Annotated in this window: 20 protein-coding genes; 6 read left to right on the top strand and 14 right to left on the bottom strand. The window is 61.5% G+C overall.

All coding sequences use genetic code 11. The features are described from left to right. Window positions 1–237 precede the first annotated feature (237 nt). Window positions 238–774 (top strand): hypothetical protein, encoded by a 537-nt coding sequence (locus DW821_RS09230; RefSeq protein ID WP_117757906.1) that lies wholly within the window; start codon window positions 238–240, stop codon window positions 772–774. A 79-nt stretch (window positions 775–853) separates the two neighbouring features. On the opposite strand, the gene DW821_RS09225 is transcribed toward DW821_RS09230, so the two are convergent. Further along, window positions 854–1636, bottom strand: coding sequence for a YoaK family protein (locus tag DW821_RS09225; RefSeq protein ID WP_370221259.1), 783 nt, complete (start codon window positions 1634–1636; stop codon window positions 854–856). 193 nt (window positions 1637–1829) lie between these two features. On the opposite strand from DW821_RS09225, the gene DW821_RS09220 reads away from it, so the two are divergent. Then, window positions 1830–3971, top strand: a complete 2142-nt coding sequence (locus DW821_RS09220; protein ID WP_233553046.1) for a YgiQ family radical SAM protein — start codon at window positions 1830–1832, stop codon at window positions 3969–3971. On the opposite strand, the gene DW821_RS09215 is transcribed toward DW821_RS09220, so the two are convergent. From DW821_RS09215 to DW821_RS09160, 12 genes are all read right to left on the bottom strand, one after another. Next, window positions 3968–4906: a CPBP family intramembrane glutamic endopeptidase gene (locus DW821_RS09215; RefSeq protein ID WP_118066603.1), complete on the bottom strand. Its 939-nt coding sequence runs from the start codon at window positions 4904–4906 to the stop codon at window positions 3968–3970. The two genes, DW821_RS09220 and DW821_RS09215, sit on opposite strands and share 4 nt — an antisense overlap. Continuing rightward, a complete protein-coding gene (locus DW821_RS09210) occupies window positions 4903–5124 on the bottom strand; it encodes a hypothetical protein (protein ID WP_118066601.1) in 222 nt (73 codons plus the stop codon). The genes DW821_RS09215 and DW821_RS09210 overlap by 4 nt, the downstream gene beginning before the upstream one ends. Window positions 5125–5339: 215 nt before the next feature. Further along, a complete protein-coding gene (locus tag DW821_RS09205) occupies window positions 5340–6719 on the bottom strand; it encodes an ATP-binding cassette domain-containing protein (protein ID WP_147487042.1) in 1380 nt (459 codons plus the stop codon). A 3-nt stretch (window positions 6720–6722) separates the two neighbouring features. Then, window positions 6723–7781 (bottom strand): ABC transporter substrate-binding protein, encoded by a 1059-nt coding sequence (locus tag DW821_RS09200; RefSeq protein ID WP_118066597.1) that lies wholly within the window; start codon window positions 7779–7781, stop codon window positions 6723–6725. Between the two features lie 2 nt (window positions 7782–7783). Then, window positions 7784–9538, bottom strand: a complete 1755-nt coding sequence (locus DW821_RS09195; protein WP_199584338.1) for a [FeFe] hydrogenase, group A — start codon at window positions 9536–9538, stop codon at window positions 7784–7786. A 50-nt stretch (window positions 9539–9588) separates the two neighbouring features. Next, window positions 9589–11421 carry an NAD(P)-binding protein gene (locus tag DW821_RS09190; protein WP_118066593.1) on the bottom strand — a complete coding sequence of 611 codons (1833 nt, stop codon included), beginning with the start codon at window positions 11419–11421 and terminating at the stop codon, window positions 9589–9591. Between the two features lie 256 nt (window positions 11422–11677). After that, complete coding sequence (locus DW821_RS09185; RefSeq protein WP_117655571.1) at window positions 11678–13060, bottom strand: 6-phospho-alpha-glucosidase; 1383 nt, start codon at window positions 13058–13060, stop codon at window positions 11678–11680. A 3-nt stretch (window positions 13061–13063) separates the two neighbouring features. Then, a complete protein-coding gene (locus DW821_RS09180) occupies window positions 13064–14680 on the bottom strand; it encodes a PTS transporter subunit EIIC (protein ID WP_117817223.1) in 1617 nt (538 codons plus the stop codon). A 99-nt stretch (window positions 14681–14779) separates the two neighbouring features. After that, complete coding sequence (locus DW821_RS09175) at window positions 14780–15634, bottom strand: PRD domain-containing protein (protein WP_118066609.1); 855 nt, start codon at window positions 15632–15634, stop codon at window positions 14780–14782. Between the two features lie 18 nt (window positions 15635–15652). Beyond that, on the bottom strand, window positions 15653–16165 hold the full coding sequence (locus DW821_RS09170) for a PTS glucose transporter subunit IIA (RefSeq protein WP_158549076.1): 513 nt from the start codon (window positions 16163–16165) through the stop codon (window positions 15653–15655). A gap of 280 nt (window positions 16166–16445) precedes the next feature. Then, window positions 16446–17207 carry a 4Fe-4S dicluster domain-containing protein gene (locus DW821_RS09165; RefSeq protein WP_117634833.1) on the bottom strand — a complete coding sequence of 254 codons (762 nt, stop codon included), beginning with the start codon at window positions 17205–17207 and terminating at the stop codon, window positions 16446–16448. A gap of 626 nt (window positions 17208–17833) precedes the next feature. Beyond that, window positions 17834–20104, bottom strand: coding sequence for a DEAD/DEAH box helicase (locus DW821_RS09160; RefSeq protein ID WP_118066591.1), 2271 nt, complete (start codon window positions 20102–20104; stop codon window positions 17834–17836). Window positions 20105–20664: 560 nt separating this feature from the next. On the opposite strand from DW821_RS09160, the gene DW821_RS09155 reads away from it, so the two are divergent. The 4 genes from DW821_RS09155 (at window position 20665) to DW821_RS09140 (ending at window position 24313) form a co-directional block, all read left to right on the top strand. Next, complete coding sequence (locus DW821_RS09155) at window positions 20665–23004, top strand: cation-translocating P-type ATPase (protein ID WP_117639808.1); 2340 nt, start codon at window positions 20665–20667, stop codon at window positions 23002–23004. Window positions 23005–23151: 147 nt separating this feature from the next. Next, window positions 23152–23373 (top strand): heavy-metal-associated domain-containing protein, encoded by a 222-nt coding sequence (locus DW821_RS09150; protein ID WP_055310331.1) that lies wholly within the window; start codon window positions 23152–23154, stop codon window positions 23371–23373. Between the two features lie 47 nt (window positions 23374–23420). Continuing rightward, entirely contained in the window at window positions 23421–23693 is a 273-nt protein-coding gene (locus DW821_RS09145) for a metal-sensing transcriptional repressor (RefSeq protein ID WP_006235337.1), read from the top strand. A 146-nt stretch (window positions 23694–23839) separates the two neighbouring features. Continuing rightward, window positions 23840–24313, top strand: a complete 474-nt coding sequence (locus DW821_RS09140; RefSeq protein WP_117639812.1) for a hypothetical protein — start codon at window positions 23840–23842, stop codon at window positions 24311–24313. Between the two features lie 133 nt (window positions 24314–24446). Here DW821_RS09140 and DW821_RS09135 read toward each other — a convergent pair whose 3' ends face one another. Further along, a complete protein-coding gene (locus tag DW821_RS09135) occupies window positions 24447–25817 on the bottom strand; it encodes an amidohydrolase family protein (protein WP_233547222.1) in 1371 nt (456 codons plus the stop codon). Between the last annotated feature and the right edge of the window lie 265 nt (window positions 25818–26082).

Genomic DNA, 26082 nt, shown 5'->3' with positions numbered 1-26082 from the left:
GTTCGGATGAAGTTGCCAATCAAGGCTATAAATTATTTCTGTTTTAGCAATATATGTTTGACAATACGTTTATAAAAGGATACTTTATAGTAAATAAAATGCATGCAGCAAATAGCGTCATTCATTTTGTTAGAAATTGCCCATGCGGTTATTGCAGCTGCATGTACCGCAACGTACAGCGCAATTCTCCGCACGAAGTAGAAGACGGTTCCAATTCGATCGAGGCGATGACGCGTGATGGCTACTGGTCCTAAATCGAGCAAGACAGCTACAAACGAATATCGAATCTCAATTGAAGGTAATCCTTATCCGCATACTCTGGCTCTCATCAACCCAGCGGGAGACAACCTCAACATCAAAAGACATGGGTTCACGGGTCCACTAGGACAGCTATCGAGTCTTAAATATACCGTTTATGACGATGCGAATGAAAAACTCTTCACTGTCGTCGACGGTGGCTTTAGCAACATGCCCAGGGTTGCGCTCATCATCGAACACAAGGAAGTTGCGGTGTTCGATTATGGTCTAAACAGACTTGAGATGAAGTGCGTAACGAACATACCGAATTACGCAATAAAAGGTAACTTCCTATTTGGAGATTACGATATATTCAGCCAACAGGAAGTGAAGCTATCTTCAGTTATCGTCCTTCAATGTGATAAACAATCGTGCTTTAGCATACAGGTTTTGGATAAAGCCGAATTAGCCGCCGCAATTGGAATACCTACAGCCATTGCCCTTCTTAGGGCTCGGATTGAAGAGCATCTCGAATAAATCGCAAAAAGCAGTTCGTAACAACATTCAGGAGCTAGATAGTTTTTCTGGCTCCTGAATGTTGTTACGAACATGCACCTTAGCGCTTAAGACTCGTGGTCTGCCAGTCAGCTACGATGCGGGCCCATTTCCTGTGCAAGTCGCGTTCGCGATCGATAAACATGATGGCAAACGCGATAAACAGCAGCATGCTCGCCACCGCAATGGCGTGCAGGCCCATGCGCTCGATGCACCAGTTGCCCAGCACGGCGCCAAACACAAAGGTAAAGATCACGCCAAAGTACAGCACGCCGTTTTCCAAAAAGCCGCGCTTGTGGGTGATGATGTAGTCGTCCACGTTTTGCAGCGCATTGCGCAAGTTACCGATGCACATGGTCGTGGCGATGCCGTGACCATGGATCTTGCGGAAGCTCTCGACCTGCATGCCGCAGGCAAACGAGGTGAGGCAGTTGGCGAGCAGGTTGAAATTACCGCCCGGGATAAAGCTCACACCCAGCAAGATGACGGCTTCAAAAAACACCGTCACCTGGCGCCAGTGAATCACGCTGCCAAAACGCTCGTGCACCAGGTCGGCAAGCATAATGCCCACAGCAAACGACACCACAGGGAAGAAGTAGCGCCCCGCAAGTGCCCAGTTGCCCTCCGAGATGCTCACGCCCACGAGCAGGATGTTGCCCGTCTGTGCGTTGGCGAAAACATGGTCGCGCCCAATGTACGAATACACGTCCATAAAGCCACCGGCGAGCGCCAGAATGATGCCCAGCTCGATGGACTCCGATATCTGCTTGGCACGCTGCATCGTCGTGCGGCCTCCTTGTTGACGACCCTCTCGTGCGTTGGCGGAGACATAGCCGCCGTTCATACTGTAACCCATTGACAACATGGCGTGCGCGCGAGACGGGCTCCCCAACGCGCAGATACACAGTCTGGAAACAAACGGCGGGCGCGGCGCCACACCCGACGCCCGACGCCTCGTGTACTCCACCAGTCTTTTTAGCCCCGTCCCAAAAAGACTGGTTACAATTACGTGCAGCATACAAACACCGGGAGGGATCGTGGCAAAAAAGCCTCAGCACGCTCAGAACAACCAGCGCAGTCAGCAGGGCAAACAGGGCCAGCAACAAAAGCGCGGCGGCAAGGCGCAGGCCACGGTCGCCCGCACCAAGCATTCCCAAGCGACGCCCGCCCGCCCCTGGCGACCGGGCCGCGATAAGTTCCTCCCCGTCAGCCGCGCCGACATGGATGCGCGCGGCTGGGACCAGTGCGACTTTGTCTACATCTGCGGCGACGCCTACGTGGACCATCCCAGCTTTGGTATGGCCATCGTCAGCCGCGTCCTCGACGCGCACGGCTACAAGGTGGGCATCATCTGCCAGCCCGACTGGACCGACCCCGCCAGCATCACCGTGCTTGGCGAGCCGCGCCTGGGCTTTCTCGTCAGCGCCGGCAACATGGACTCCATGGTCAACCACTATTCGGTGACCAGGCACCGCCGCCACACCGACGCCTATACCCCCGGTGGCGAGGAAGGGCACCGCCCCAATCGTGCCGTCACGGTCTACGGCAACCTCATCCGTCAGACGTTCAAGGACGCCCCCATCATCATCGGCGGCATCGAGGCGAGCCTGCGCCGCCTGGCCCACTACGACTACTGGCAGGATAAGCTCAAGCGCTCGGTGCTGCTCGACTCGGGCGCCGACATCCTCATCTACGGCATGGGCGAGCACGCGATTGTCGAGATCGCCGACGCGCTCGACGCGGGGCTGCCCGTCGATCAGATCACCTATATCAACGGCACCGTCTACCGCACCAGCTCGCTCGACGAGGTCTACGACTACGACCTGCTGCCCAGCTGGGACGACCTTGCCGCCGACAAGCTCAACTACGCGCGCAGCTTTAACGTGCAGCAGCAGAATATGGACCCCATCACCGGACATCGTCTGGTAGAGCCCTACCCCAACAGCGTCTATGTGGTGCAGAACCCGCCGTCGGCAACACTCACCACCGACGAGATGGACGAGGTGGCCGAACTCCCCTACGCACGCGATTGGCATCCCGACTACGACGCGGCAGGCGGCGTGCCGGCCTTTGCCGAGATCAAGTTTTCCATCAGCTCTAACCGCGGCTGCTTTGGCGAGTGCTCGTTTTGCGCGCTCACCTTCCACCAGGGCCGCGTGCTGCAGATGCGCAGCCACGACTCGATCATACGCGAGGCCGAGCTGCTCACGCGCGACCCCGAGTTTAAGGGCTACATCAACGACGTGGGCGGACCGACGGCCAACTTTAGCCGTCCCGCCTGCGACAAACAGCTCAAGCACGGCGTTTGCAAGAACAAGCGCTGTCTGTGGCCGAGCGTGTGCAAGAACATGGTGGTCGACGAGAGCGGCTACACGCAGCTGTTGCGCGACCTGCGCCAGTTGCCGGGCGTCAAGAAGGTCTTCGTGCGCAGCGGCATCCGCTTTGACTACACCATGGCCGACGCCTCGGACGAGTTTTTGCGCGAGCTGCTGGAGCATCACGTTTCGGGCCAGCTGCGCGTAGCACCCGAGCATGTGAGCGACGCCGTGCTCTCCGTAATGGGCAAGCCGAGCCGCGCCGTCTACGATGCGTTCTGCCGCAAATTTGAGCGCTTAAACCGTGAATACGGACTCAAGCAGTACGTGGTGCCGTATCTGATCTCGAGCCATCCCGGCTCGACGATGAAGGAAGCGGTGGAGCTTGCCGAGGCTGTGCGCGACATGGGCTACATGCCCGAGCAGGTCCAGGACTTCTACCCAACGCCGTCCACCATGTCGACGTGCATGTACTACACCGGCGTAGATCCGCGTACCATGCAGCCGATCTATGTGGCGCGCGACCCGCACGAGAAGGCCATGCAACGCGCGCTCATCCAGTATCGCAAGCCCGAGAACTACAAGCTCGTGCGCGAGGCACTGGAGAAGGCCGGGCGTCGTGACCTGATCGGCTATACCAAGCATTGTCTGATTCGCCCCGTGCCGCCACGCCCGGGCGAGACGCCTGTTAGCGGCGGACATGGGACCGGCAAGAAGGGCGGCAAGGCCCACGGTGGCGCCGCCGGCAAGGGACCCAAAGGCAGCAAGGGCCACGGCGGCATGTCCCGCGCGCAGAACACCGCCGGGCGCAACCGCGCAGCTCAGGGGCGTCAGGGTGCCAACGGAGGCGGTCGCCGCAACTAGGGCAGTGGTGCGCTCGCTGCGTCCATCCCACACGCGTGGCGCAGCGAGCGCATTGCCTCAACGAGGACGACGCCGGCGATAGCGACCGTGGCTACCGCGTCGAGCGGCGTGTTCACAAACCATAGCAGGCCCATGAGGTACGAGCCGGCATTAAAGGCAAAGTGCAGCAGGATCGTGTAGCGGAGCTTTCCGGTCGTCACGAGCACCCAGCCAAAGATGAGGCCGGCGGCACCCGCATAGCAGCCCTGTACCCAATTCATGTGCATAAAGCCGAAGATTGCCGCCTGCAGCACAATCGCCGCGGCGATACCCCAGGTACTCGGGGCCGCCCAGGGCACCATGGCGCCGTCTTGCGGTCGCACGAGACGTCGGCGCTTCCAAAGTGGGCGGCACTGCGGGTTAAATGCTCGGAGCGAAAACTCAAAAATGATGCCGCGCACCAGCAGCTCCTCGCAAAACGGAGCGCCGAGCACCGTAGTCAGGACGGCGAGATAGCTGGTGTCGCCCATGCCTGTTTCCTCGACAAGTTCACTGTAATCGGCCGCGACCTCGGGCAACAATGACAGTACGGCGTCGGTCACGTAGCCAACGACCACCTGCAGTGCCAAGCCGATCACGATAACGCAGGCAATGCGCTTCCACGCGCTACGCACTCCCCCGCCAAGCGGACGCTCACCTTGCCAGCGCGCGATAAACGACCGCGGCCACAAATAACGCCACCATAGCAGCGCCATCAAAAACGACGCCGTCTGAGCGACGGCTTGAAACCATTGAATATCGAGGTTGTCGATCGGGAAACCCGTCAGCGCCGACACGATGTCCAGCACGGAGAACAAAACCATGCTCAGGACAATATCGGCAGCGACGACGCCAAAACAGGCAAGCGCCCAAACCAGCGCATTGAGCATGCCGACCTCCTCCCAACGACTAGTCATTGGGGACGTTCTTCAACGACTAGTTGTTGGGGACAGTCTTTGCCAAAGGCCCCGTTGGGCGAGATGTCGAACGGAAAGGTGCCGCAGCGATTGAAGGCGGCGATAAACATGCGGATGGCGTTGGACGGCGTGGTGCCCACGAGTTGGGTTGCCGCCACGAAGGCCGCCTTCTCCTCGGGCAAGACCTTCGCGACAACCGGGGTCATGTGTTCTGCCATGGCGCTTCCTTTTTGAAACGACGGTGGTGCGGATAGATGCGGGCCACGCGGCTGAGCGACGGGCTGTGAAGGCAACCCGATTGGCCCGCATCTGGAGTTTGTTTCTACGGCGTTGGTATTACTTGGTATACCTAAGTATTACCCCGCAGATAGAATACCATACCCGACCCCATGGAGACGGAAGAAAACGGATCATTTTGTTGCTGAGTTAGTAGTTAGAGCGTGATGATGTACGAGATATTGAGGGCCCGAGCGTCGACGGCATCGTGTGTGGCAAGCAACAGCATGCGACCGTCGAGCAAGTCGAGCACGACCTTGGCGCATGCGTCGCGCGCAGCGGTATCTAGACCGGTAAAGGGCTCGTCCAGAATCACCGCGTCGCCCGAGCACAGCAGGGCGCGGGCGATCTCGACACGGCGGCGCTGCCCGCCCGAAAGCTCGGCCACGCGAGCATGCACATCGACCCCCGGCACCAGCAAGCGCAACAGAGCTGCGGCACTCGAGGCATCCACGCGCGCGTCGGCGCACACCAGCACGTTATCCAGGGCAGAGACGTCCTCGACCAGGCGAACATCCTGAAACACCATGGAACACGGCGTGCACTCCCCCGCCGCCAGCGCAAGCAGCGTCGACTTGCCCATGCCCGAAGCGCCCATCACACAGATACGCCCACCCACGGGCACGTTGAGTTCCAAACCGTCGAGCGCCGGCGCCCAGGGCGCACGATCGCCCACGGCAAGCGCAAGCTCCGCCGCAGCGCCGGCGCCAGCAGGGTCGCCCGAACGCCCGCGAGTACCACGCCCATGTGCCCGCACGGCAGCACGCCACGCCGCGGGCCCCGAAGCCCGCAGCAACCACACCAGCACACGCTCGCATGCCCACGATGCCGCCACGACCAACACGGTCCACGCCAGCAGGTCAGCCGTCTCGATGAGCAGCTTCGCCTGATAGATGCGCTCGCCCACGGTGCCCGTCGCCATGCCGATGAGCTCGGCTGCCACGCCGGCCTTCCAGCTCATGCCAATCACGGCACGCGCGCACGAAAGCACAAACGGCAGGACTTCGCGCCAGGTATGGGCGCAAAACAGGCGCCAACCCCGTACGCCATGCAGGCGAAACATCTGCTCCAGCGGTTTGTCCACTTGCGCCAGACCCTCGACCAGTGAGAAATAAACGCCCGACAGTGCCATCAAAAAGACCGCCGCGATGCTCACGCGCGCCGACCCCAACCAAATAAGCAGCAGGACCACCACACAGGCAACCGGCGTCGCCTTAACAAACGAAAGCGCCGGCGCCACCAAGCGGGCAAACGCCCGCGACCGCACCGATACTCCCGCCAGCACGCCACCGCATGCCACAGCGAGCGCCAATCCGCCCAAAATTCGCGCGCCCGAGCCCACCAGAATCACCCACGTGCCGGCATCGCATACCAGCCGCAGCAACGCCATCACAACAGCGCCCGGCCCCGGCAAAATCAACGGCTGCGCCACCAGCGACGCCGCAAAGATCCACACGGCAAGCCAAAAGGCGGCGACGGCACCTACTGCCGCCACCGCCTTCGCACGCTCAGTCATTTGTCGAGCAAACGCACGCACGAGCTACTCCATGTAGTAGAAATCGTCAGCCGGAAGCTTACCGCCCACGGCGCTCGCGTCCGCATCGGCCAGCACCTGTAGGTACCCACCGAGCGCCGCCTTCATATCTTTCCCCGTCTGGCACACGAGCATGCACCCGGGAATCGCCTTTTCGGCAATCGTGGCGTTATCGACGATACCCGCATCGACCACCGCTTGAGCCCAGTCCGCCGGTGCCGCGTTTACGGCCTCAACGCTCGCCGCATGGCAGCTTAAGAACTCCGCCACAGCCTCGGGATGCTCCTCGGCAAAGGCACGGCGCACCACGGTCACGCCCGTCAGCAAACGGGAGCCCGTGTCACCCGCGAGCTCGTCCCACACATCGGTCAGGCTCACCGGTGCCGACAGCTTGCCCTCGCTCTTGGCGATGGCAGCGGTCTTGAATGGCTCCGGCAGCACGCCCACGGCGGACGGGTCGGCAAGCAGGGCCGACAGCACCTCGGTGGGTTCGCTCTTAAACTCAAGCGCCACCTGGCCAGTCAGACCTGCGCGCTCCAGCAGATAGTTCATGACGTACTCGGGCGTTGTGCCCTTGCCCGTCATATAGACGGTGCGGCCCGCCAGGTCGGCAAACGAGGTCACGCCCGCGTCGCCCGTCACCACGCTCAGCACGCCGAGCGTATTGATGTCGATGACCTGCACCGCGCCCTCGGTCTTGTTGTAGAGCACGCTCGCCACGTTGGCGGGCACCAGGGCAATATCGACATCGCCCTGAATGACCTTGGGCACGATCTCGTCGGCAGCGGCGCTGATCGCAAAGTCGAACTCGTTATGCATCTCGTCATGTGCCGCCTGGTCCATAAACTGCACCAGGCCGATCGATGTCGGTCCCTTGAGCGAGGCAACGCGCACCTCGACCGACTCAGCGGCAGCGCCACTCGCCGCAGACCCAGCAGCCGAACCCGCAGAAGACCCCGCCCCCGCAGCCCCGCCGCTGCAGCCGGCCAACGCAAGCGACAGCGCGCCCGCGGCAAGCGCCGAGGCAAACCCTCGGCGCGAAAGCTCAAATTCAAACGCGCGCATCGTTAGCACATCCCTTCGTTAGGCATCGTCCAGGCGTGGTGGTCAGTGTGCAGCAACTCCTCGGCCAGCGGCGAGAGCGGCGCACCCAAGAACTCGCGATAGCATGCCTGAACATCGGGATTCTCGTGCGAGAAGCGAATGTCCGCTGCCGCATCGAGGTCCCAAAGAACCTGGCCACGCTCTGCCGCCAGCTCGCAGCCGTCATGGATGGGCTGGCCACCGCCACCGACGCAGCCGCCCGGACACGCCATGACCTCGACGAAGTCATAGCTCGCACGGCCGTCGCGAATCGCATCGAGCAGGCGGGCGGCGTTGCCCAGCCCGTGCGCCACGGCGACGCGCACCTTGGTGCCATCGATATCGGCCATGGCTTCCTTCCAACCGTCGAGCCCACGCATCTCGGTAAAGAAGTCGGCGTCGGGGTTCTTGCCCGTCACCAGGTAATAGGCCGAGCGCACGGCGGCCTCCATCACGCCGCCCGTGGCGCCAAAGATCACACCCGCGCCCGTGCCAAAGCCCAGCGGCGTATCGAGCGGCTCCTCAACCAGCGTGTCCACGCTCACGTGGCTCGCGCGGATCATGCGCACCATCTCGCGCACCGTCAGCGCAACGTCCACATCGGGCGCGCCGCCCTCGCCCATCATGCTCGGCAGCGCGCACTCGGCCTTCTTGGCCGTGCACGGCATAACGGACACCACGAACAGACGCTCGGGCTCCACGCCCAGCACCTTGGCGTAGTAGGTCTTGGCGATGGCGCCGAACATCTGCTGCGGCGACTTGGACGTGGACAGGCTGTCGACAAACTCCGGATAACGCGCCTTCACAAAGCGAACCCAACCCGGGCAGCAGCTCGTAAACATGGGCCAGCCGCGGCTGTCACCTTCGCCCTTGGCGGCGGCGCCCAGGCGCCCGAGCAGCTCGGAGCCCTCCTCCATAATGGTGAGGTCGGCCGAGAAATCGGTATCGAACACGTATTCAAAGCCCGCGCGACGCAGCACGCAAGCCAGGCGCTCGACGGTAGCCTCCTCGCGCGGAATGCCGAGTTCCTCGCCCCAAGCGCTACGCACGGCCGGCGCGATCTGCACCACCACGATCTTGTCGGGATCGGCGAGCGCGTCAAACACGGTCTCGGTATCGTCGCGCTCGCGCAGTGCGCCCGTCGGGCAATGCGTAATGCACTGGCCGCACGCGACGCAATCGGTCTTGCCGATCGGTGCGCGCCCGCGGGTACCCACGGCGGTATGCGTGGCGCGGTTGGTCAGGTCCCAAATCCCCAGGCCCTGCACGCTCTCGCACACCTTGATGCAGCGCATGCATTTAATGCACTTGTCGTTTTCGCGGATGATGGGAAAATCGAAATCCCAGCCCTCGCCCGCCAAATGCCTTTGATACGGCAGATAGAAAATGCCCAGGTCGTTGGCGATGGTCTGCAGGTTGCAGTTGCCGCTGCGCACGCAGCTCGTGCACTGCGAATCGTGCTGGGACAGCAGCAGCTGCACGTTGGTGCGACGGGCCTCGCGGGCCTTGGGACTGTTGGTGTGGACCACCATGCCGTCGAGCACGTAGTTGTTGCAGGCGGCAACCAGCTGATCACAGCCCTCAACCTCGACCACGCACACGCGGCAGCCGCCGATCTCGTTCAGATCGCGCAGATAGCATAGGGTGGGAATCTGGATGCCGACGGACTTGGCTGCATCCAGGATCGTGGTGCGCTCGGACACCACGACCTCGCAATTATCGATAGTGAGCTTGGCCATATTGTGCGCTCCGTTTTCGGTGTTGTCACTGACGGTGGTTTTGTTGGGCTCTACCATTCCAGGTTCCTCCCTCCGCGGAACGCGCCAAAGCCAAAGTGATCGCAACGCAGGCAGCGGCTCGCCTCCTGGTGTGCCTCCTGCTCGGTAAGACCTTGCTCGACCAGATTCCAATCGTGAATACGCTCGCCGGCCTCGCGCTCGCCCAGCTCGCAGCGGCCGCACTCGTGCTTACCCTTAAACTGGACGGTCGGCAGCTCGACCTCAAGCTTAATCTTGTGGTCGAAGCCCAGATAGCGGTCGATGTTTGCCGAAGCCACGCGGCCGGCATTGATGGCGCGGATGACGGTAGCGGGGCCGGTCTGGCAGTCGCCGCCGCTAAAGAGGCCATCGAAGTTGGGCACGGCGCCGTCCGAATCGGTGACCACGCAGCCCCACTTGCAGGCAATGCCCATCTCCTCAAACGGCTTGGAATCGATGTCCTGGCCAATGGCCACGAACACGCGCTCGCAGGGAATGACCTGCTCGGACGTGGCGGCGGCACGCGGGGCCGGACGACCGCGACGGGGCTCGCCGATAATCTGCGGCTGCACGCGCAGGCCGCTCACGCGACCGTCCTCGCCCGTCTCGATGGCGAGCGGCGCCGTCAGCTCCAGAACCTCGCAGCCCTCGGCCTGGGCACCGGCAATCTCGGCGTCCTGAGCCGTCATATCGCAGATGCGGCGGCGGTAGACAATGCTCACCTTTTCGGCACCGCAGCGCACGGCAGAGCGAGCCACGTCCATGGCAACGTTGCCGCCGCCGATGACGCACACGCGCTGGCCGCTCAGGTCGGGCAGCTCGTCGTCACCGATGGCGCGCAGCATCTTGACGGCCGACTCCACGCCGGGCGCCTCTTCGCCCGGAAGGCCGAGCTTCTTGTCGCTATGGGCACCGATGGCCAGGTAGACGGCATCAAACTCGTCGCGCAGACGGGCGAGCTCCTCGCCGTTGACGGAGTGATCGAGCTCAACGTCGATGCCGGCGCTCAAGATCCAGTCGATCTCGGCCTGCAGGCGCTCGCGCGGCAGACGGTAGCTGGGAATGCCATAGCGCAGCATGCCGCCCAGGTGGTGGCGCTGCTCAAAGATGGTCACCTTGTGGCCCATCACGGCCAGGTAGTAGGCGCAGGAAAGGCCGGCCGGGCCGCCGCCGATCACGGCGACGCGCTTGCCGGTGTTGTCCACCACATGCGGCTTGTGGTCGTTGAGGTCACTGTGCTCAACGGCAAAACGCTTGAGGGCGAGGATGTTCATGGGGTCGTCGACCATGCCACGGCGACAGTGCATCTCGCAGGGATGCTCGCACACCAGGCCGCAGACGAGCGGCAGCGGGTTGTTCTTGCGGATGACCTTGACGGCATCGGCATAGCGGCCGGCCTCGACCAGCGAAATGTAGCCGGGAATGTCGACGTGCGCCGGGCAGCCCGAGACGCACGGGACGCGGGCCTCGCGGTCAAAGCCACAGGAGTGCTCGCGGATGTGGTGCTCAAAATCGTCGCGGAAGCCGTGAATGGCCGTGAGTGCCATGGCGCCAGCTTCGTAGCCGATGGCGCAGTCGCTCGAAAGGTAGATGGTGCGGGCGGTGCGCTCAATCAAGTTGAGCGTGGACTCGTCGGCGCGGCCCTCGAGCACATCGGCGAGCAGGTCGCTCAGCGCGCTCAGGCCCACGCGGCAGGGCGTGCACTTGCCGCAGCTCTGGGTGGAGCACAGATTGACGAGCGCTGCCGTAAACTCAACGGGGCACGGGGCGAGCGAACTCACCGCCAGACGACGTCCGAGCGCATCGTGCAGGTCGTCCATGACGGCCTGAGCGTTGCTGCGTTCCATTACGTGCAGTCGAGCCATAAGATCCCCTCTCACATGGCAGCCCGGAGGCGAGGCCGGGCGAAGTTGCTACACGCACAACACTGACCTAAAAAGTTGTTAGGTCTCCACGCAGTTCGGCAGGCGGTATGAAATGTCACCCTCGGCGGTGAAATAGAACATTACCGCAGATAAATGCCATATTTGGTAAAACGCGTTACCAAATGACAATGCCCCACCCACGCAATCACGTGGACGGGGCATTGCTCCAGGTATGCGGCCAGCGACCCTGTTGCTTTTACTTAAGCTCGGGCCAGTAACCCTTGTTGGCCTCGATCATGTCGTCGAGAACCTCCTTGGCGACCTTCATCGAAGGCACGGTCTTGTTCAGCGTAAAGGCCTTGAGCGCCTTCTCGTAAGAACCCTCGATCGTAGCCTCGACCACGAGCTTCTCGGAGTTCAGCTGCTGCATCATGAGGCCCTGTTGGAACAGAGGAATGTTGTCGCGGCTGATGACCTCGGGGCCATTCTTGCCAATGTAGGCAGGCAGCTCGACCATAGCGTCGTAGGGCATGTTGGGGATAGCGCCCTTGTTCTCGCAAATGACCAGGAAGCGCTGCTTGGTGTCGTTCTTCAGAGCGATAGCCAGATCGGCAATCCAGTCGCCGTGGCTGCCCGCATAGAACGTGCTCTCGTCGATCTCGCCCGTCTTCTCGTAGTGGTCGATGCCGTCGAAGAGGTTCTTCTCACGCGTCTCCTCAACCTCGTTAGCACGGGTGCGCTCGGGGTTGGAATGCTCGACGAACTCCTTCTGCTGCAGGTAGTAGTTCAGATACGTGTTGGGCAGGTACTCCGGGAAGCACTCCATGATCTCGTACTCGCCCTTCCAGACGTAGTACCAGCTGCCCTTGGTGTGGCGGTTCTGCTCGGGGTGCTCGTCAGTGGCCTCCTCGGGCTTCTTTGCCATGAGCGAGCCCATGCCCTTGAGGTAGGAGTCGGGCAGCAGAATCTCATGCTCCTTGATGTACTCGCGCAGCTGCGGGAGCACCTCCTCGCCCTTGTGGCGGATCGAGGTGAACCAACCAAAGTGGTTGAGGCCAAAGTAATCGTACTCGACATCCTTCTTGTCGATATCGAGTGCGGCGCAAACCACGTCGATGATCGCGATCGGCATGTCGCAGATGTTGATGATGCGAGCGTTGGGACGCAGCACGCGGCAGCCCTCGGACACGATGGCAGCAGGGTTGGAGTAGTTGAGAATCCAGTAGTCCTTCTTGGCGTACTTCTCAACGTCATCGATCAGCTCGACCATGGGGAAGATGGTGCGCATGCCGTAGGCAAGGCCGCCGCAGCCGCAGGTCTCCTGACCCACGCAACCGTGGCGCAGCGGAATCTTCTCGTCCTGCTCGCGCATGGCGTAGCCGCCCACGCGCATCTGGGCAAACACGAAGCTCGCGTCGGTAAAAGCCGTCTTTTTGTCGGTGGTCACCGTAAGCTTGATGTCCAGGCCAAGGTCCTCGTGCAAAATCCAGTCCACGAGCACGCCGATCTTGCGCTGACGCTCCTCATTGATGTCGTACAGGCGAATCTCGTCAACGTCGAGCTCGTCCTTGCGCAGAGCGATGGACTTGACGATGCCGGGGGTAAAGGTGGATCCGCCACCACACAGAGTAATGATCATTGTTTACTGCTCCTTCTCAATTGCGTTTTCGACCTTGTCGCGCATCTCGGCGACCTTCATGCCAAAGATGATCTGGATATTGTTGCCGTTGCGGTTGATACCGCTGTTGGGCACGTGGTTGATGAGGTTCTCATCGATGAGGTCCGGGTTCTTAACGTTCACGCGAAGACGCGTAAAGCAGTTCTCGAGCTCCTCGATGTTGTCCTTGCCGCCAAGACCTGCGACCAGGTCGGCAATACCTGCATCGACGCCCTCTGCGGGAGCTGCGGCAACAGCGCCCTGCTTCACCGCGACAGACGCGGCAGCCTCGCCCTCGGCAACGGACTCGGCGAGCTCGGACTCCTCCTCGCGGCCAGGCGTGTGGAGGTTGAGCTTCTTAATAAGGAAGGTGAAGAGGAAGAAGTACAGAGCGGCGTTGACGACTCCAAGCACCAGCATAACCGGCCAGTTGGTCTTGTCGACACCGAGGACCAGGTTGGAAACCACGATGTTGATGATGCCGCCTGCAGTCGAAGCGGGCACGGAGAGGACCTTGAGCAGGACCAGGAAGATACCGGAAAGAACCGAGTGAACGACAAAGAGCACGGGAGCGGCAAAGACAAAGAGGAAGTCCATGGGCTCGGTGACGCAGGAGAGCACGGCGGTGATGATCAGCGGGATGATAACGGCCTTGGTCTTATCCTTGTTCCCCTTGTAAGCGGTGAAGATAAAGGCGAGACCGATACCGATGTAGGGCCACAGGTTGTTGAAGGTGTAGCTGTTGAAATACGTGCTATCGGAGAAGGGCTGGCCCGTCATTGCCATCTCGGCGACACGGATGGGATAGGCACCGGCGATAACCTGATCGCCCAGCGTCAGGGTGCCACCCACATCGGAGAACTGGAACGGGGTGTAGATGAGGTGGTGCAGACCGGTGGGAACGAGCAGCTTGTTGAGCATGCCGTAGATGAACAGACCGATGTTGCCCGACTCCTTAATGATGCCGGCAACGGAGGAGATGGCACCCTGAACCGGAGGCCAAACGATGCAGAAGCCAGCGCCCATGATCCAGGAGATGATGATCATGATCAGGAACGGAAAACGAACGCCCGAGAACATCGAAAGGGCAATGGGGAACTGCTTGTTCGAGTACTTGTTGAACACAGCACCGGTGATGCAACCAAGAATGATGCCGCCAAACACGCCGGTATCGAGCACCTGAATGCCCATAACGGTGCTCTGGCCGGTTCCGGTAAGGCCGAGCATGCCGCTCGCTTCGGCAAGAGAGCCGGTAGCGTTGAGCACGATGTTGTTAGCCTGCAGGAACAGGAAGAACGACATCAGGGCGATAAGCGAAGCATGGCCCTTGTTCTTCTTTGCCATGGCGCCGGCGATGCCCACGCAGAACAGAATCGAGAGGTTGTTGATGATAAACATCAGCGACTGATAGACAACGGCGCCCACAAGCTGGAACGGACCGGAGCCCAGCACAGGGATCACGGCGCAGATGGTCTTGTTGGTCAGAATGATGCCCACGATGAGCAGGATGCCGGCAACCGAGAGATACATCATCGGCTGAACGATCGACTTCGCGAACACCTCCAACGGCGCTTTGAAATTGAACTTCTTTTTTGCGGTCATAGCGGTACTCCCCTTCCTTTTCCGCAAATTGAGATAGGTGTGCCCTGGACAAGACCGTGAGCCTTGCCTTATATCAATCGATGTGTGGGCACGTTATGCCTAGAGACCAGGTTCTCCAAGCAGGTTAACAATGTGATATGCGAGATAACTCTTCTCGGCATCGGTAACGACAACGTTATAGGTAGACGCTAAGTGGTCGGCAATTGACTCCGCACACGAGAACGCCCTCGGATACGCCGTTTCATCGATACGGAACAGCGCGTCGCCATTGACCTGCCCCGCCGCGGGATCGAGCGCTCGCTGCGCAAAAAACTGCAGATGGCGAACGAAACGCTCGTACGGCAACGAGGTGACGTCAAGGGTCGTGGCATAGTGCTCGGAAACAATCGCGAGCACGTCGCGAACAAGCTGGACCGAGACGATTAGACGGTCGGAGCGTTGCGGCATGGTGGCGTTGACGATATGCAGCGTAATAAAACCCTGCTCCTCCTCGCTCATCTCGATACCCAGGTAGTCCTTGATAATCTGAAGGGCACGGCCCGCAAGCGCGTACTCCTTGCGATAGAACTGCTGGATCTCGAGCAGCAACGGATTCTCACAGGGAACGCCCTTGCGCTCGCGCTCGAGGGCGAGGCTGATATGGTCTGCGAGAGCAATGAGAATCTTGTCGTTGATATCAACATTGAGCTCTCGACGGAGCATCTGAACAATGTCCTCGGCAATCACGAGGTTGACGGTGGGGATGGACTCCAAAAGATGTGCCAAGCGGTCAATCGTGCGCGAATCCTGAGAAGTGCCCTCCTGCAGCGCATAGGTCTTTTCGACCGATGCCTCATCGATAGCGTCGCCGGCATGGCGGCCAAAGCAGAGGCCTCGGCCGATGACGATGAGCTCGGAGCCATCGTCCGAAGTGACCATTGCGACGTTATTGTTGAAAACTCGCTTGATAACCACGGTACCCACCACAAGAATTTACTCGGAAAGCCAGACGACAGGCTCTTTAACAGCAACAGGGCCGGAAGCATGCTCACGAAGAGTCGAGTTCTCCGAGCGCTCGCACACGATAACGAAGACCGTGGGGTCGAAGCCAGCGGCGCGAACCGCGTCGAAATCGACCTCGACGAGGGGCTGGCCCGCATCGACATGGTCACCCTGAGCAACAAGCGCATGGAAGCCCTTGCCCTCAAGTTTAACAGTGTCGATTCCGATATGCAGCATCACCTGAGCAGAGCTGTCGTCGGACATAATGCCCAGCGCGTGCTCAGTCGGAAACAGCGCCGCGACGGTACCGGAAACAGGAGCGCACACGGTCCCCTCTTGGGGAACCACGGCAACGCCATCGCCCACGGCACGGCTGCTAAAAGCGGGGTCATTGGTATTTTCTAGATGAACAAGCTCGCCGGAAACGGGAGCGAGGATTTCGAACTCGGAAGCTGCAGTCTTCTGCTCATCCGAACCGCCCATCAGGCGAGAAAAGAAACCCATGGTGGCATGTCCCTTCATAAATATAGCCCAACCAAAATCAAGCGAATGCATCCATAGAGACACACCCGTTCAAAGACTTTGGTTAGGCCCACGTCCGAGGGACTCGGTAACCTTCCGCATTTCTTTTTACGGGAGTTATTGTAGGCAATAGCAAAGCCATGTCTATCATTATGACCGGTGAGCGGTATTTTTTCTTCGATAAACGGTATTTAGGCGGCACTTAGGGACGTTCCTTTCCCGCCGGCACCCAGGGGCACTCCTTGCAGCAATTTCGCATGCGTTAGATGAAGAGCTCGCATTCCTTCCGCACGACGCAAGCCTTGCTCAGCATCTGGGAAACAGCGGATAGCTTGTTGGGATCAAGCTTGCGAGCGCCTCGCGGGCATACGGCGATGCAGCGCATGCAGGAGATGCACGCCTCGTCAGCTGCTCGCTTGGGGTCGCCCTTGTCGATAGCACAAACGGGACACGCCGCGGCGCATGCACTGCAGGAGACGCATTCCTCTGTTGCCTCGGGTGCCATGCGGCGACCTCCAGCTTGTTTATAAGGACGATTGCCGGGGATAGAGGGCTCGGACGCATCCTCAGCCAACAGCTTTTGCTGAATTTGCTGCGCAAACTCTGCGAGCTGCGCCGCATCCTGCGCATCCGGTCGCCCAGCAGCAAACTGACGAGCAACGGAATGCTCAGCAATAGCAGAAACAGCTGCAACCACCCTAAATCCGGCGCGCTTCGCAACGTCCTCCAGCTCTACGAGCGTGTCCTCAAACGCGCGGTTTCCGTATACACAAACCAAAACAGCCCGAGCCCCGTTGCCGCGCACCATGCCCAACCGGTCAGCCACCACAGCCGGAATTCTACCGGCATACGCCGGCACAGAGATTACGGCCACGTCGTCCTCAGTCATCGAGACAGCGCTGAGATCTAGCCCGCTATCGGTCAGATCGACGGTAACGGTATTATTGTCCAGCGCCCCGGCCACAAGGCCAGACACCTTCCGCGTTCCACCCGTCGGACTAAACACAATTTCGAATACGCTCATCGAGGCACCCTCTCCCTACGCCTGGCAACGCGTCAAGCCGTTTTCACATTCAGACAGAGTATACGGCGCATGGGGGGAGCTCCCCGTTTCGGTGCGCCAGGCACCCCAATGCACCCACCCTATGCTGTCTGCCTCTTCGTTTTGTATAAATTACGGTACAGATTGTATATATTTACGGGATACCGCCGCGTTCTCCTGAGGTACCCCATCCTGGCCCGTGCAAAAAACGGAGTATTCTGCAACGTGACCGCGCCAGCACCGCCGCGGGTGGGCAAAACTGTAGGACGCCGTATCATTCTAAGTCCCGACATGGCGAGAATGACGCGCCCCCTGCTCCGGAAAACGGCGAAATCTGACTCGGAACGCTCGCTAGGGATATCCGAAGGCCACCGTTGGCGACGTCGAATCATATGCAGACAACTCGAACTGCAGAATACTCCAAAAAATGCACGGCGCACCCCATAGGACCCATTGCTGCATGGCAGGAAACAAGCCCACGGCATCCTCTAGATGCATTCCCGAGGAAATCACATTTGAACTAGCGATCGGATACGGCAAACAAAAGGGCCCCGAACGTAGTTGCTCGGGGCCCTTGGTTCACCTCGCTCTAGCGGGCGATGCGTATGTTATTTGCGCTTGCCGCCGCCGTCGCCGGGGCGACGGGAGCTACCACCGCGCTTGCCGCCACGGCTGTTGCCATAGCTGCCACGATTATCGCGACCGCCGGCACGGCCGCCGCGGGAGCCGGCCTGGTTGCCGCCACGCCCGCCACGATAGCCGCCACGACGCTCATCGCGGGTGTCGTCGTAGTTGCGCCAGTCATCGCGACGATCGCGGCTGGCACGCGGGTCGCGACGATCGCGCGACTCATTCGAACGACCGGCGCCGCTGCGGCCACCGTTGCCACGAGCGCCCTCGCGACGCTCACCACCGCGGCCGCCCTCGCGGCCTCCGCGCTCGTCAAAGCGCTTGCCGCCGCGGGACTCGCCGCCGCGGGTACCACGCTCGTCACGCGAACCACGGCCTTCGCCGCCGCGACGCCCATCACGGCCACCGCGCTCGTCATCGCGACCGGAACGACGGCGATCGCCCGCGCCACGCTTGCCACCGCGCGAACCACGGCCCTCGTCCTCGCGCTCAACACGGCGACGGCCGCCACGGTCCTCGTCCTCACGACGACGGCGGTGCGCCTCGCCCTGGAACTGCTTGGCACGGCGCTCGGCACGGTTGCCACGCGGGGCCTGCTCGACGGCAGCAGCACCGCCGCGCTCCTCGGCAGCCACCTCGCGGGCCACGCTCTCCACAGCCTCGTCCACGCGAGCCTGAACGCCCTCGCGCACGCGGGTCTTGCCGCCGCGCTTGGGACGGCTCGGACGCTCGCCGTCGCTGCGGCGCTCGTCACGACCGCGGTTGGAACGACCGGCCACATCGCCGTAATCGTCGCCGTTGCGCTTGCCGTCGCGACGCGCCTGCTCAAGCTTCTTCTTGCTCTTGGACTTGCCGCGCTTGGTCTTCTTCTTCACCTTAAAGGCCGCAGGGTCGCGCTCGGGGTCAACCGCAGGCGGGTTGGGACCCACATGCAGGTCGCCGGCTTCGTAGATGTCGGCGGTCTTGTCCATGAGCTTCTCGATCTCGTAGAACTCGTCGACGTCCTGCTCGGTCACAAACGTAATGGCCCAGCCCAGCTCGCCGGCGCGGCCCGTACGGCCAATGCGGTGGATATAGTCGGTCGGCTCGGCCGGCACGTCGAAGTTCACGACGTAGCGCACGTCGCTAATGTCGATGCCGCGGGCGAGAACATCGGTTGCCACCAGCACGTCGACGGTGCCGTCGCGGAAGGCAGAAAGCGCGCGCTCGCGCTGGGCCTGGCTGCGGTTGCCGTGAATCGCGGCGGCCTTGATGCCTTTGCGCTCAAGGCGACGGCAGCAGCTGTCGGCGCGGTGCTTGGTGCGCATAAAGACGATGGTGCGCTCCGGGCCCTCCTTTTTGAGGAACTCAGGCAGCAGGTTGTTCTTTGCCTCGATGGACACCGGGAACACAAACTGGTCGACGGTGTCGGCGGTCGACGTGGCCGGCGCGATCTCCACGCGGGCCGGGTCGCTCACCAGGTCGGTGATCTCGCCCACGGCCTCCTCGTCGAGGGTCGCCGAGAACAGCAGCGTCTGGCGCTCGGCCGGCGTCTCGCGCACAATGCGGCGGACGGCGGGCAAAAAGCCCATGTCGAGCATGCGATCGGCCTCGTCGAGCACCAGCACCTTGACCTCGTTCAGATGGCAGGCTCCCTGCTCGATCAAGTCGACCAGACGGCCTGGCGTTGCGACCAGGATGTCGCAGCCGTACTTGAGGGCAGCGGTCTGCGGCTTGTAGCTCACGCCACCCACGACGGTCACGGCAACGTGGCCGGTGACGTCGGCGATCTTGCTCGCAACCTCGTCGATCTGCTGGGCAAGCTCGCGCGTGGGAGTGATGACGAGCATCACGGGACCGCGGCCGTTGCCCTCGGGCTTCTTGGCGCCGCGACGACGGTTGCGGCCGCCGCGCTCGCGCACGGGTTTGGGAGGAGCGATGTGCTCCAGGTTGTTCATGGTCGGCAGCAAAAAGGCAGCCGTCTTGCCGGTGCCGGTCTGAGCGGCGGCAAGCAGGTCGCGGCCTTCGAGCACCACAGGAATCGAACCGGCCTGCACGGGCGTCGGCGCCGTGTAGCCCAGGTTCTCGATAGCACGAAGCATCTCGTCGGAAAGGCCCAGCTCGTCAAAGGCGGGCAGGCTCTCGGTAGCGGACTCGACGGCCTGGGCAGCATTGGCCTCATCGGCAGCATCGAAGGCAGCCTGGGTCATGGCCTCGCGGGTCTCGTCCAGAATCTCGGCGTCGGTGACGTCGGATACAGAATTACGCATATGTTGTTGTTCCTTATCTGCACGCGCAATGGGCACGGCATGCGGCCGCGCGGGCGTGCTTGGTAGTGCGCTAATACATACAAAAACGGGTGCGCACAGAGAGGACGTTGCTCAGCACGCTGGCGATCGCTTTGGCAGCCCTATCACGCGCCGTCCAGACGCAGCAGCACTAAACGATGGAGCAGATTCGCCGCCGGTTAGTATACCCGTGCTTCACATGCCCCCACGTAAACCACAGATGACGGAGCGGACGAGGCGGGCCTGGGCCGATTGTCTCAATCTGTAACAGTTACGAGACAAAACCGGGTCTACACGTTACAGATTGAGACGAACTCAAACATCGCAAAACATAATCTCGATCTGTAACAGTTAGAGGTCATTTTCCCCGCTAGATGTTACAGATCGAGATGTTTGACATGAGCTGCCAACGATTGAGCAGCCACCCGCATCTGTAGCGAAATGTCATACATTTTCATCCCCACTGGACACCCCCAGGGGGTATGGGTATATAGTATCGGCAGGTTAACAATTCCAACACCGAACTGCAGAAAGGAGAAACCATGGCTCAAGATAAGTTCGACGTGGGCGGCATGACATGCGCCGCCTGTCAGGCGCATGTGGATCGCGCCGTGAGCAAACTCGACGGCGTCCAAAGCGTCGCGGTCAACCTGCTCGCCGGTTCCATGATGGTCGACTACGACCCCGCGCAGGTCACCTCCGACGACATCTGCACCGCTGTCGACCGCGCGGGCTACTCGGCCTCGCCCATCAGCACGGGCACCGACGCTGTCCAAAGCGGAAGTGCGCAAGCCAGGTCCGGCGCCGCGCATATGGAGTCGCCGACCAAAAAGTTGGAGGCCGCCGCCTCTGCCATGCGCACCCGCCTCATCGTCTCGATCATCTTCCTCATCCCGCTGTTCTACATAGGCATGGGGCACATGCTCGGTTGGCCACTGCCCGGCGTCTTCACCGACCATGCCCACAGCATGACGCTCGCCCTCACCGAGCTCGTCCTGCTCATCCCCATCGTCTATGTCAACGACGCGTACTTTATCAATGGGTTTAAATCGCTCGCGCACGGCGCGCCTATCATGGACGCCCTCATCGCCGTGGGCGCCACCGCGTCCATCGCCTGGTCGCTCTACGCCATGTTCATCATGGCCGACCAGCTAGCCGCAGGTCAGGTGCACGAGGCCATGATGACGAGCATGGACAACCTATATTTTGAGAGCGCCGGCACCATCCTGTCGCTCGTCACCGTGGGCAAATACCTCGAGACGCGCAGCAAGTCCAAAACCGGCGGCGCTATCGAGGCGCTCATCGACTTAGCACCCAAGACCGCGACCGTCGTGGCCGAGGACGGTATCGAGGCCACCGTCGACGTCGATGCCATTCTGCCCGGCCAGGTGCTGCGTGTGCGCCCCGGCGAGTCCATCCCCGTTGACGGCGTGGTGCTCGATGGCAGCTCGGCCGTGGACGAAAGCGCGCTCACCGGCGAATCCATTCCCGTGGAGAAGACCGCCGGCGACACTGTCAATGCGGCCACGGTCAACCGCACCGGCTCGTTTACCTTCCGCGCCACGCGTGTGGGTGCCGAGACATCGCTCGCCAAGATTATCCAGCTCGTCGAGGACGCCAACGCCACCAAGGCGCCCATCGCCCGCATGGCCGACAAGGTCGCCGGCGTGTTCGTGCCCGTGGTGTTTGTAATCTCTGCCGTAGCTTTTGTGGCGTGGATGGTGCTGACCGGAAGCGTCAACGAAGCGCTTACCTCCGCCGTCGCCGTGCTGGTGATCAGTTGTCCGTGCGCGCTCGGCCTGGCCACGCCCGTCGCTATTATGGTGGGCACCGGCAAGGGCGCCGAGATGGGCATTCTGTTTAAGAGCGCTGAGGCGCTGGAGAACCTGCGCAGCGTGGGCACCGTGGTGCTCGATAAGACGGGCACGGTCACCCGCGGCAAGCCGGCCGTGACCGACATTGTGGTTGTCGCGCGCGCCGACGGCTCGCCCGCTATGAGTGAAAAGGCGTTACTGAAGCTCGCTGCCGCGCTGGAGCGCTCGAGCGAGCACCCGCTGGCCGAGGCGATCATGGCCGAGTGCGAGGCACGCGGAATTGTCGCGCGCATGGTCGAGGACTTTGCCGCCGTGCCCGGTCGTGGCGTAACGGCGCGCGAGGGGCAGAATGTCATCGCAGCCGGCAACGTGCGCCTGATGGACGAGTTGGGCGTTACCGTGCCCGCGGGTCTTGCCGAGCAATTTGCCGCCGAAGGCAAGACGCCGCTGTTCTTTGCCAAGAACGGCGAGCTTGTCGGCACCATCGCCGTGGCTGACGAGGTCAAAGAGACGAGCGCCGAGGCCATCGCTGCGCTCCGCAAGCTCGGCGTCGACGTGCGCATGCTCACCGGCGACAACCGCGTGACGGCCGAGGCCATCGCCCGCCGCGTGGGGCTGAGCAGCGAGCAGGTCATCGCCGACGTCCTCCCCGCCGACAAGGAGCGCCACGTGCGCGGGCTGCAGGATGCGGGCAGCAAGGTCGCCATGGTGGGCGACGGCATCAACGACTCCCCCGCCCTGGCGCGCGCCGACGTGGGCCTTGCGATCGGCACCGGCGCCGACATCGCCAAGGAGGGCGCCGACGTGGTGCTCATGCGCAGCGATCTCATGGACGTCGCCCGTGCCATCGAGCTGTCACGTGCCACAATCCGCAACATCAAGCAGGACCTGTTCTGGGCGCTGTTCTACAACGGCATCGGCATTCCGCTGGCGGCGGGCGTGTTCTTCCCCCTCACCGGTTGGCAGCTCTCGCCGATGTTCGGCGCCGCGGCCATGAGCCTGTCGAGCGTGTGCGTCGTAAGCAATGCTCTGCGCCTGAAATCCTTTAAGCCTAAAGTGGCAAAATAAGCTCACCATTAAGTCCATTTAGAACGGGTTTTCCAGGTGCCCGAGATTGACCTGAAAGAGGAGCGACGCGTACTTTGGTACGCGAGCGACGGCTTGAAGGTCAAGGTCGGGTGCCTGGGAAAGCCGACGCAACAGAGAGGAATACCCATGCGTTACACAATCAAGACTTCCGGCCTCATGTGCGGCCACTGCGACGCCACCGTCGAGACCGCGCTGCTCAACGTGGCCGGCGTGACCGATGCCGACGCCGATCACGAGACCCAGACCGTCCAGGTGGAGTGCGCCGACACCGTGACCGCCGAGCAGCTCGCTGCCGCCGTCGAGGCCGCGGGCGAGAAGTTCCATGCCCTTTCGGTGACCGCAGCCTAGCGCCGTCGGTAGCATCCGCCCCTATCGATCAGAAACGAGGACCCGCCATGATGGCAGACCATAAATCGGTGACCCGCATGCTCAAGACGGCACGCGGTCAGATCGACGGCATCTTGCGGATGGTCGAGGAGGACCGTTATTGCGTCGACATCTCCACGCAGCTCATGGCCACGCAGGCACTCATCGCGCGCATTAACGCCGATGTGCTCAAGGCGCATATCGAGGGCTGCGTGACTTCGGCAATCGAATCGGGCGACGAAGACCTCAAAGCCGCCAAGCTCGCCGAGATCGAACGCGTCGTCGACAAGCTCTCCAAGTAATTGGGGCATTGGGGACAGACTGCTTTGCACCATCTTGGTGTATCGGGGATAGGTACGTTTGCACCACCTTGGTGCAGATTAACCTGTCCCCCTTGCTCTAAATCGGGTATAAAGGCGAGCAGCATATCGAACGAAAGGCAATTTGCATGAATGACTTTATGAAGGGTCGCAATGGTGCCGATGAACTCACCATCGTGATGGGTTTTGCCGGCATCGTCATCGCGATGATCGGATCGATAGCCCGCATCCAGTGGCTCAGCTGGATCGCCATCGCCGTGATCGTGATTGGCGTGCTGCGCGGCCTGTCCAAAAACATCGATGCGCGTCGCAAGGAAAACGCTGCCTTTGTCACCGCGACCGCGAACGTCCCCGGCTTGGGCAAGTTTGTCGCCAGCTTGGGCGGCGGCGCTGCGGCGGCCGGCACCTCGCGCGCGGCTGGAACGAGCAAGGAAGACTTTGAGCGCGCCAAGCGCACGGCCAAGAAGATGTGGAAGGGTCGCAAGACCACGGCATACCTCAAGTGCCCCAACTGCGGCCAGATGCTCTCCGTCCCCAAGGGCAAGGGCAAGATCCGCGTCACCTGCCCCAAGTGCCACGCTAAGATGGAAACCCGCTCCTAGCGCCCGCACGCGGGACAAATTAATCAGGTTTGTTTGTCCCAAATCTTAAGTATTTGTTCGATAAAAAAGCCGAGGCCTCGTGTTGAGACCTCGGCTTTTTACATGCGGCAACGGAGCTACACCTTTGTCACACCTATGCCACACCGTCGCGGGCGAGCTCCTCGGCCAGCGCCTCGGCCGGCATGGCCATAATCGCGTCGAGCTCGGCGTCCACCTCGGGAATACGCTTTACCTTGAGCTTGCGTACCAGATCACCGCGACACATCACATGTATCGGCTCACGCAGAGCGCACAGGTCATCGAGCGGATTCTTGCGCGTCACCAGGATATCGGCGGCCTTGCCGCACTCGATCGCACCGGTCTCGCCGCCCAGCCCCAGCAGCTCGGCGTTGACTTGCGTAGCCGTATGCAGCGCGAAGGCGTTGCTCACACCGACATACTTGGCAAAATAGGCAACCTCACGCCACATGTCGTACTGCGTCACGAACGGGCAGCTCGAATCTGTGCCAAGGCCCACCTTAACGCCAGCTTCCAGCGCCGCACGAGCACTCTCGATAATGCCCGAGCACACGATGTCGCCGTTCTTCTTTTGCGTGTCAGTCGAATGGGTCTTCCCCGGATCGAGCAACACAAACGGCAGCGCCGGGCTGATCGTGCAGGTAACGCTGGGCGCACGTCCCTCGAGCTGCGTGCCCGCGGCGCCACGGTACAGCTCCAGGATCTCGGGCGTCATCGGGGCACCGTGCTCGATCGTGTCGACCCCGGCCTCAAGCGCGGCCTTCACGCCCTCGGTGCTCTCGACATGAGCCATAACCGGCAGGCCCACCTCGTGCGCCGCCTTGCACGCCGCCGCGGCAACCTCCACCGGCATACGCAGCACGCCCGGCTCGCCCACCTCGGTCGCATCGAACACACCGCCCGTTACGAACAGCTTAATGACGTCGGCGCCGCGCGCATACAGGTCTCGCACCTGCTCGGCTACCTCGACGGGGCTGTTGGCCACCTGGGCGAACAAGCCCGCGCCATGGCCACCCGGCACCGTGACGCCCGTTCCCGGCGCTACCAGGCGCGGACCCTGATACTTGCCGGCGTCGATAGCGTCGCGCACGGCAATGTCGGCAAACAGCGGGTCGCCCGCGCCGCGCACCGTGGTCACGCCGCTTGCCAGCTGCTGCTGGGCACTGCCCTTGAGGATGCGGCGGACGATGGCACGCCCCACGGGATTATCGAGCTTCTTCATCAGCGCTCCCGCATCGCCGGCCGAGACAGGCTTGCCCGAGCCGCACAGGTGCGCGTGCATATTGATGAGACCGGGCATGAGATACGCCCCTGCCAGATCGATGACCTCGGCACCCGCGGGCGCCTGCGCCACAGCACTCGGCCCCATCCAGGTGATGACGCCGCGCTCAACAGTCACGGCCATATCGGGTTGCGGCTCCATATGCTCCGAACCGTCCAGAATGGTCGCATTGATAAACAACGTGGAACGATCGGCAGATGCCATATCGAGCTCCTCCCTCACGATTAACTTGAACATTTGTCCATTATCACCCAGTGCGGCAGGGTTGCTGCGGACATATCGGTTAACGGAGAAAGGATGAGACACGGAGAACGGAATGCATTGCAGTCCCATCCCAGCGACATCCGGGAAATGTCTAGATCTGTAACAGGTAGACCGGGTTTTAGCAGCCAGATGTTACAGATCGAGATCTTTCGGCACCGCGTCCAACCTTTGTCTCGATCTGTAACAGTTAGAGCGGTTTTTGGCC

Source organism: Collinsella sp. AM33-4BH, from assembly GCF_003469205.1.
Taxonomy (GTDB): domain Bacteria; phylum Actinomycetota; class Coriobacteriia; order Coriobacteriales; family Coriobacteriaceae; genus Collinsella.
Note: the sequence above shows the minus strand (reverse complement) of the source record. Positions and strands in the feature narration are given on the sequence as shown.

Excerpts from the sequence above, each read along its gene's own strand:
- DW821_RS09230 (WP_117757906.1), top strand. The coding sequence starts at position 238 with ATGGCTACTGGTCCTAAATCGAGCAAGACAGCTACAAACGAATATCGA.
- DW821_RS09225 (WP_370221259.1), bottom strand. The coding sequence starts at position 1,636 with ATGAACGGCGGCTATGTCTCCGCCAACGCACGAGAGGGTCGTCAACAA.
- DW821_RS09215 (WP_118066603.1), bottom strand. The coding sequence starts at position 4,906 with ATGACTAGTCGTTGGGAGGAGGTCGGCATGCTCAATGCGCTGGTTTGG.
- DW821_RS09210 (WP_118066601.1), bottom strand. The coding sequence starts at position 5,124 with ATGGCAGAACACATGACCCCGGTTGTCGCGAAGGTCTTGCCCGAGGAG.
- DW821_RS09200 (WP_118066597.1), bottom strand. The coding sequence starts at position 7,781 with ATGCGCGCGTTTGAATTTGAGCTTTCGCGCCGAGGGTTTGCCTCGGCG.
- DW821_RS09195 (WP_199584338.1), bottom strand. The coding sequence starts at position 9,538 with ATGGCCAAGCTCACTATCGATAATTGCGAGGTCGTGGTGTCCGAGCGC.
- DW821_RS09190 (WP_118066593.1), bottom strand. The coding sequence starts at position 11,421 with ATGGCTCGACTGCACGTAATGGAACGCAGCAACGCTCAGGCCGTCATG.
- DW821_RS09185 (WP_117655571.1), bottom strand. The coding sequence starts at position 13,060 with ATGATCATTACTCTGTGTGGTGGCGGATCCACCTTTACCCCCGGCATC.
- DW821_RS09180 (WP_117817223.1), bottom strand. The coding sequence starts at position 14,680 with ATGACCGCAAAAAAGAAGTTCAATTTCAAAGCGCCGTTGGAGGTGTTC.
- DW821_RS09170 (WP_158549076.1), bottom strand. The coding sequence starts at position 16,165 with ATGGGTTTCTTTTCTCGCCTGATGGGCGGTTCGGATGAGCAGAAGACT.
- DW821_RS09165 (WP_117634833.1), bottom strand. The coding sequence starts at position 17,207 with ATGAGCGTATTCGAAATTGTGTTTAGTCCGACGGGTGGAACGCGGAAG.
- DW821_RS09160 (WP_118066591.1), bottom strand. The coding sequence starts at position 20,104 with ATGCGTAATTCTGTATCCGACGTCACCGACGCCGAGATTCTGGACGAG.
- DW821_RS09155 (WP_117639808.1), top strand. The coding sequence starts at position 20,665 with ATGGCTCAAGATAAGTTCGACGTGGGCGGCATGACATGCGCCGCCTGT.
- DW821_RS09150 (WP_055310331.1), top strand. The coding sequence starts at position 23,152 with ATGCGTTACACAATCAAGACTTCCGGCCTCATGTGCGGCCACTGCGAC.
- DW821_RS09145 (WP_006235337.1), top strand. The coding sequence starts at position 23,421 with ATGATGGCAGACCATAAATCGGTGACCCGCATGCTCAAGACGGCACGC.
- DW821_RS09140 (WP_117639812.1), top strand. The coding sequence starts at position 23,840 with ATGAATGACTTTATGAAGGGTCGCAATGGTGCCGATGAACTCACCATC.
- DW821_RS09135 (WP_233547222.1), bottom strand. The coding sequence starts at position 25,817 with ATGGCATCTGCCGATCGTTCCACGTTGTTTATCAATGCGACCATTCTG.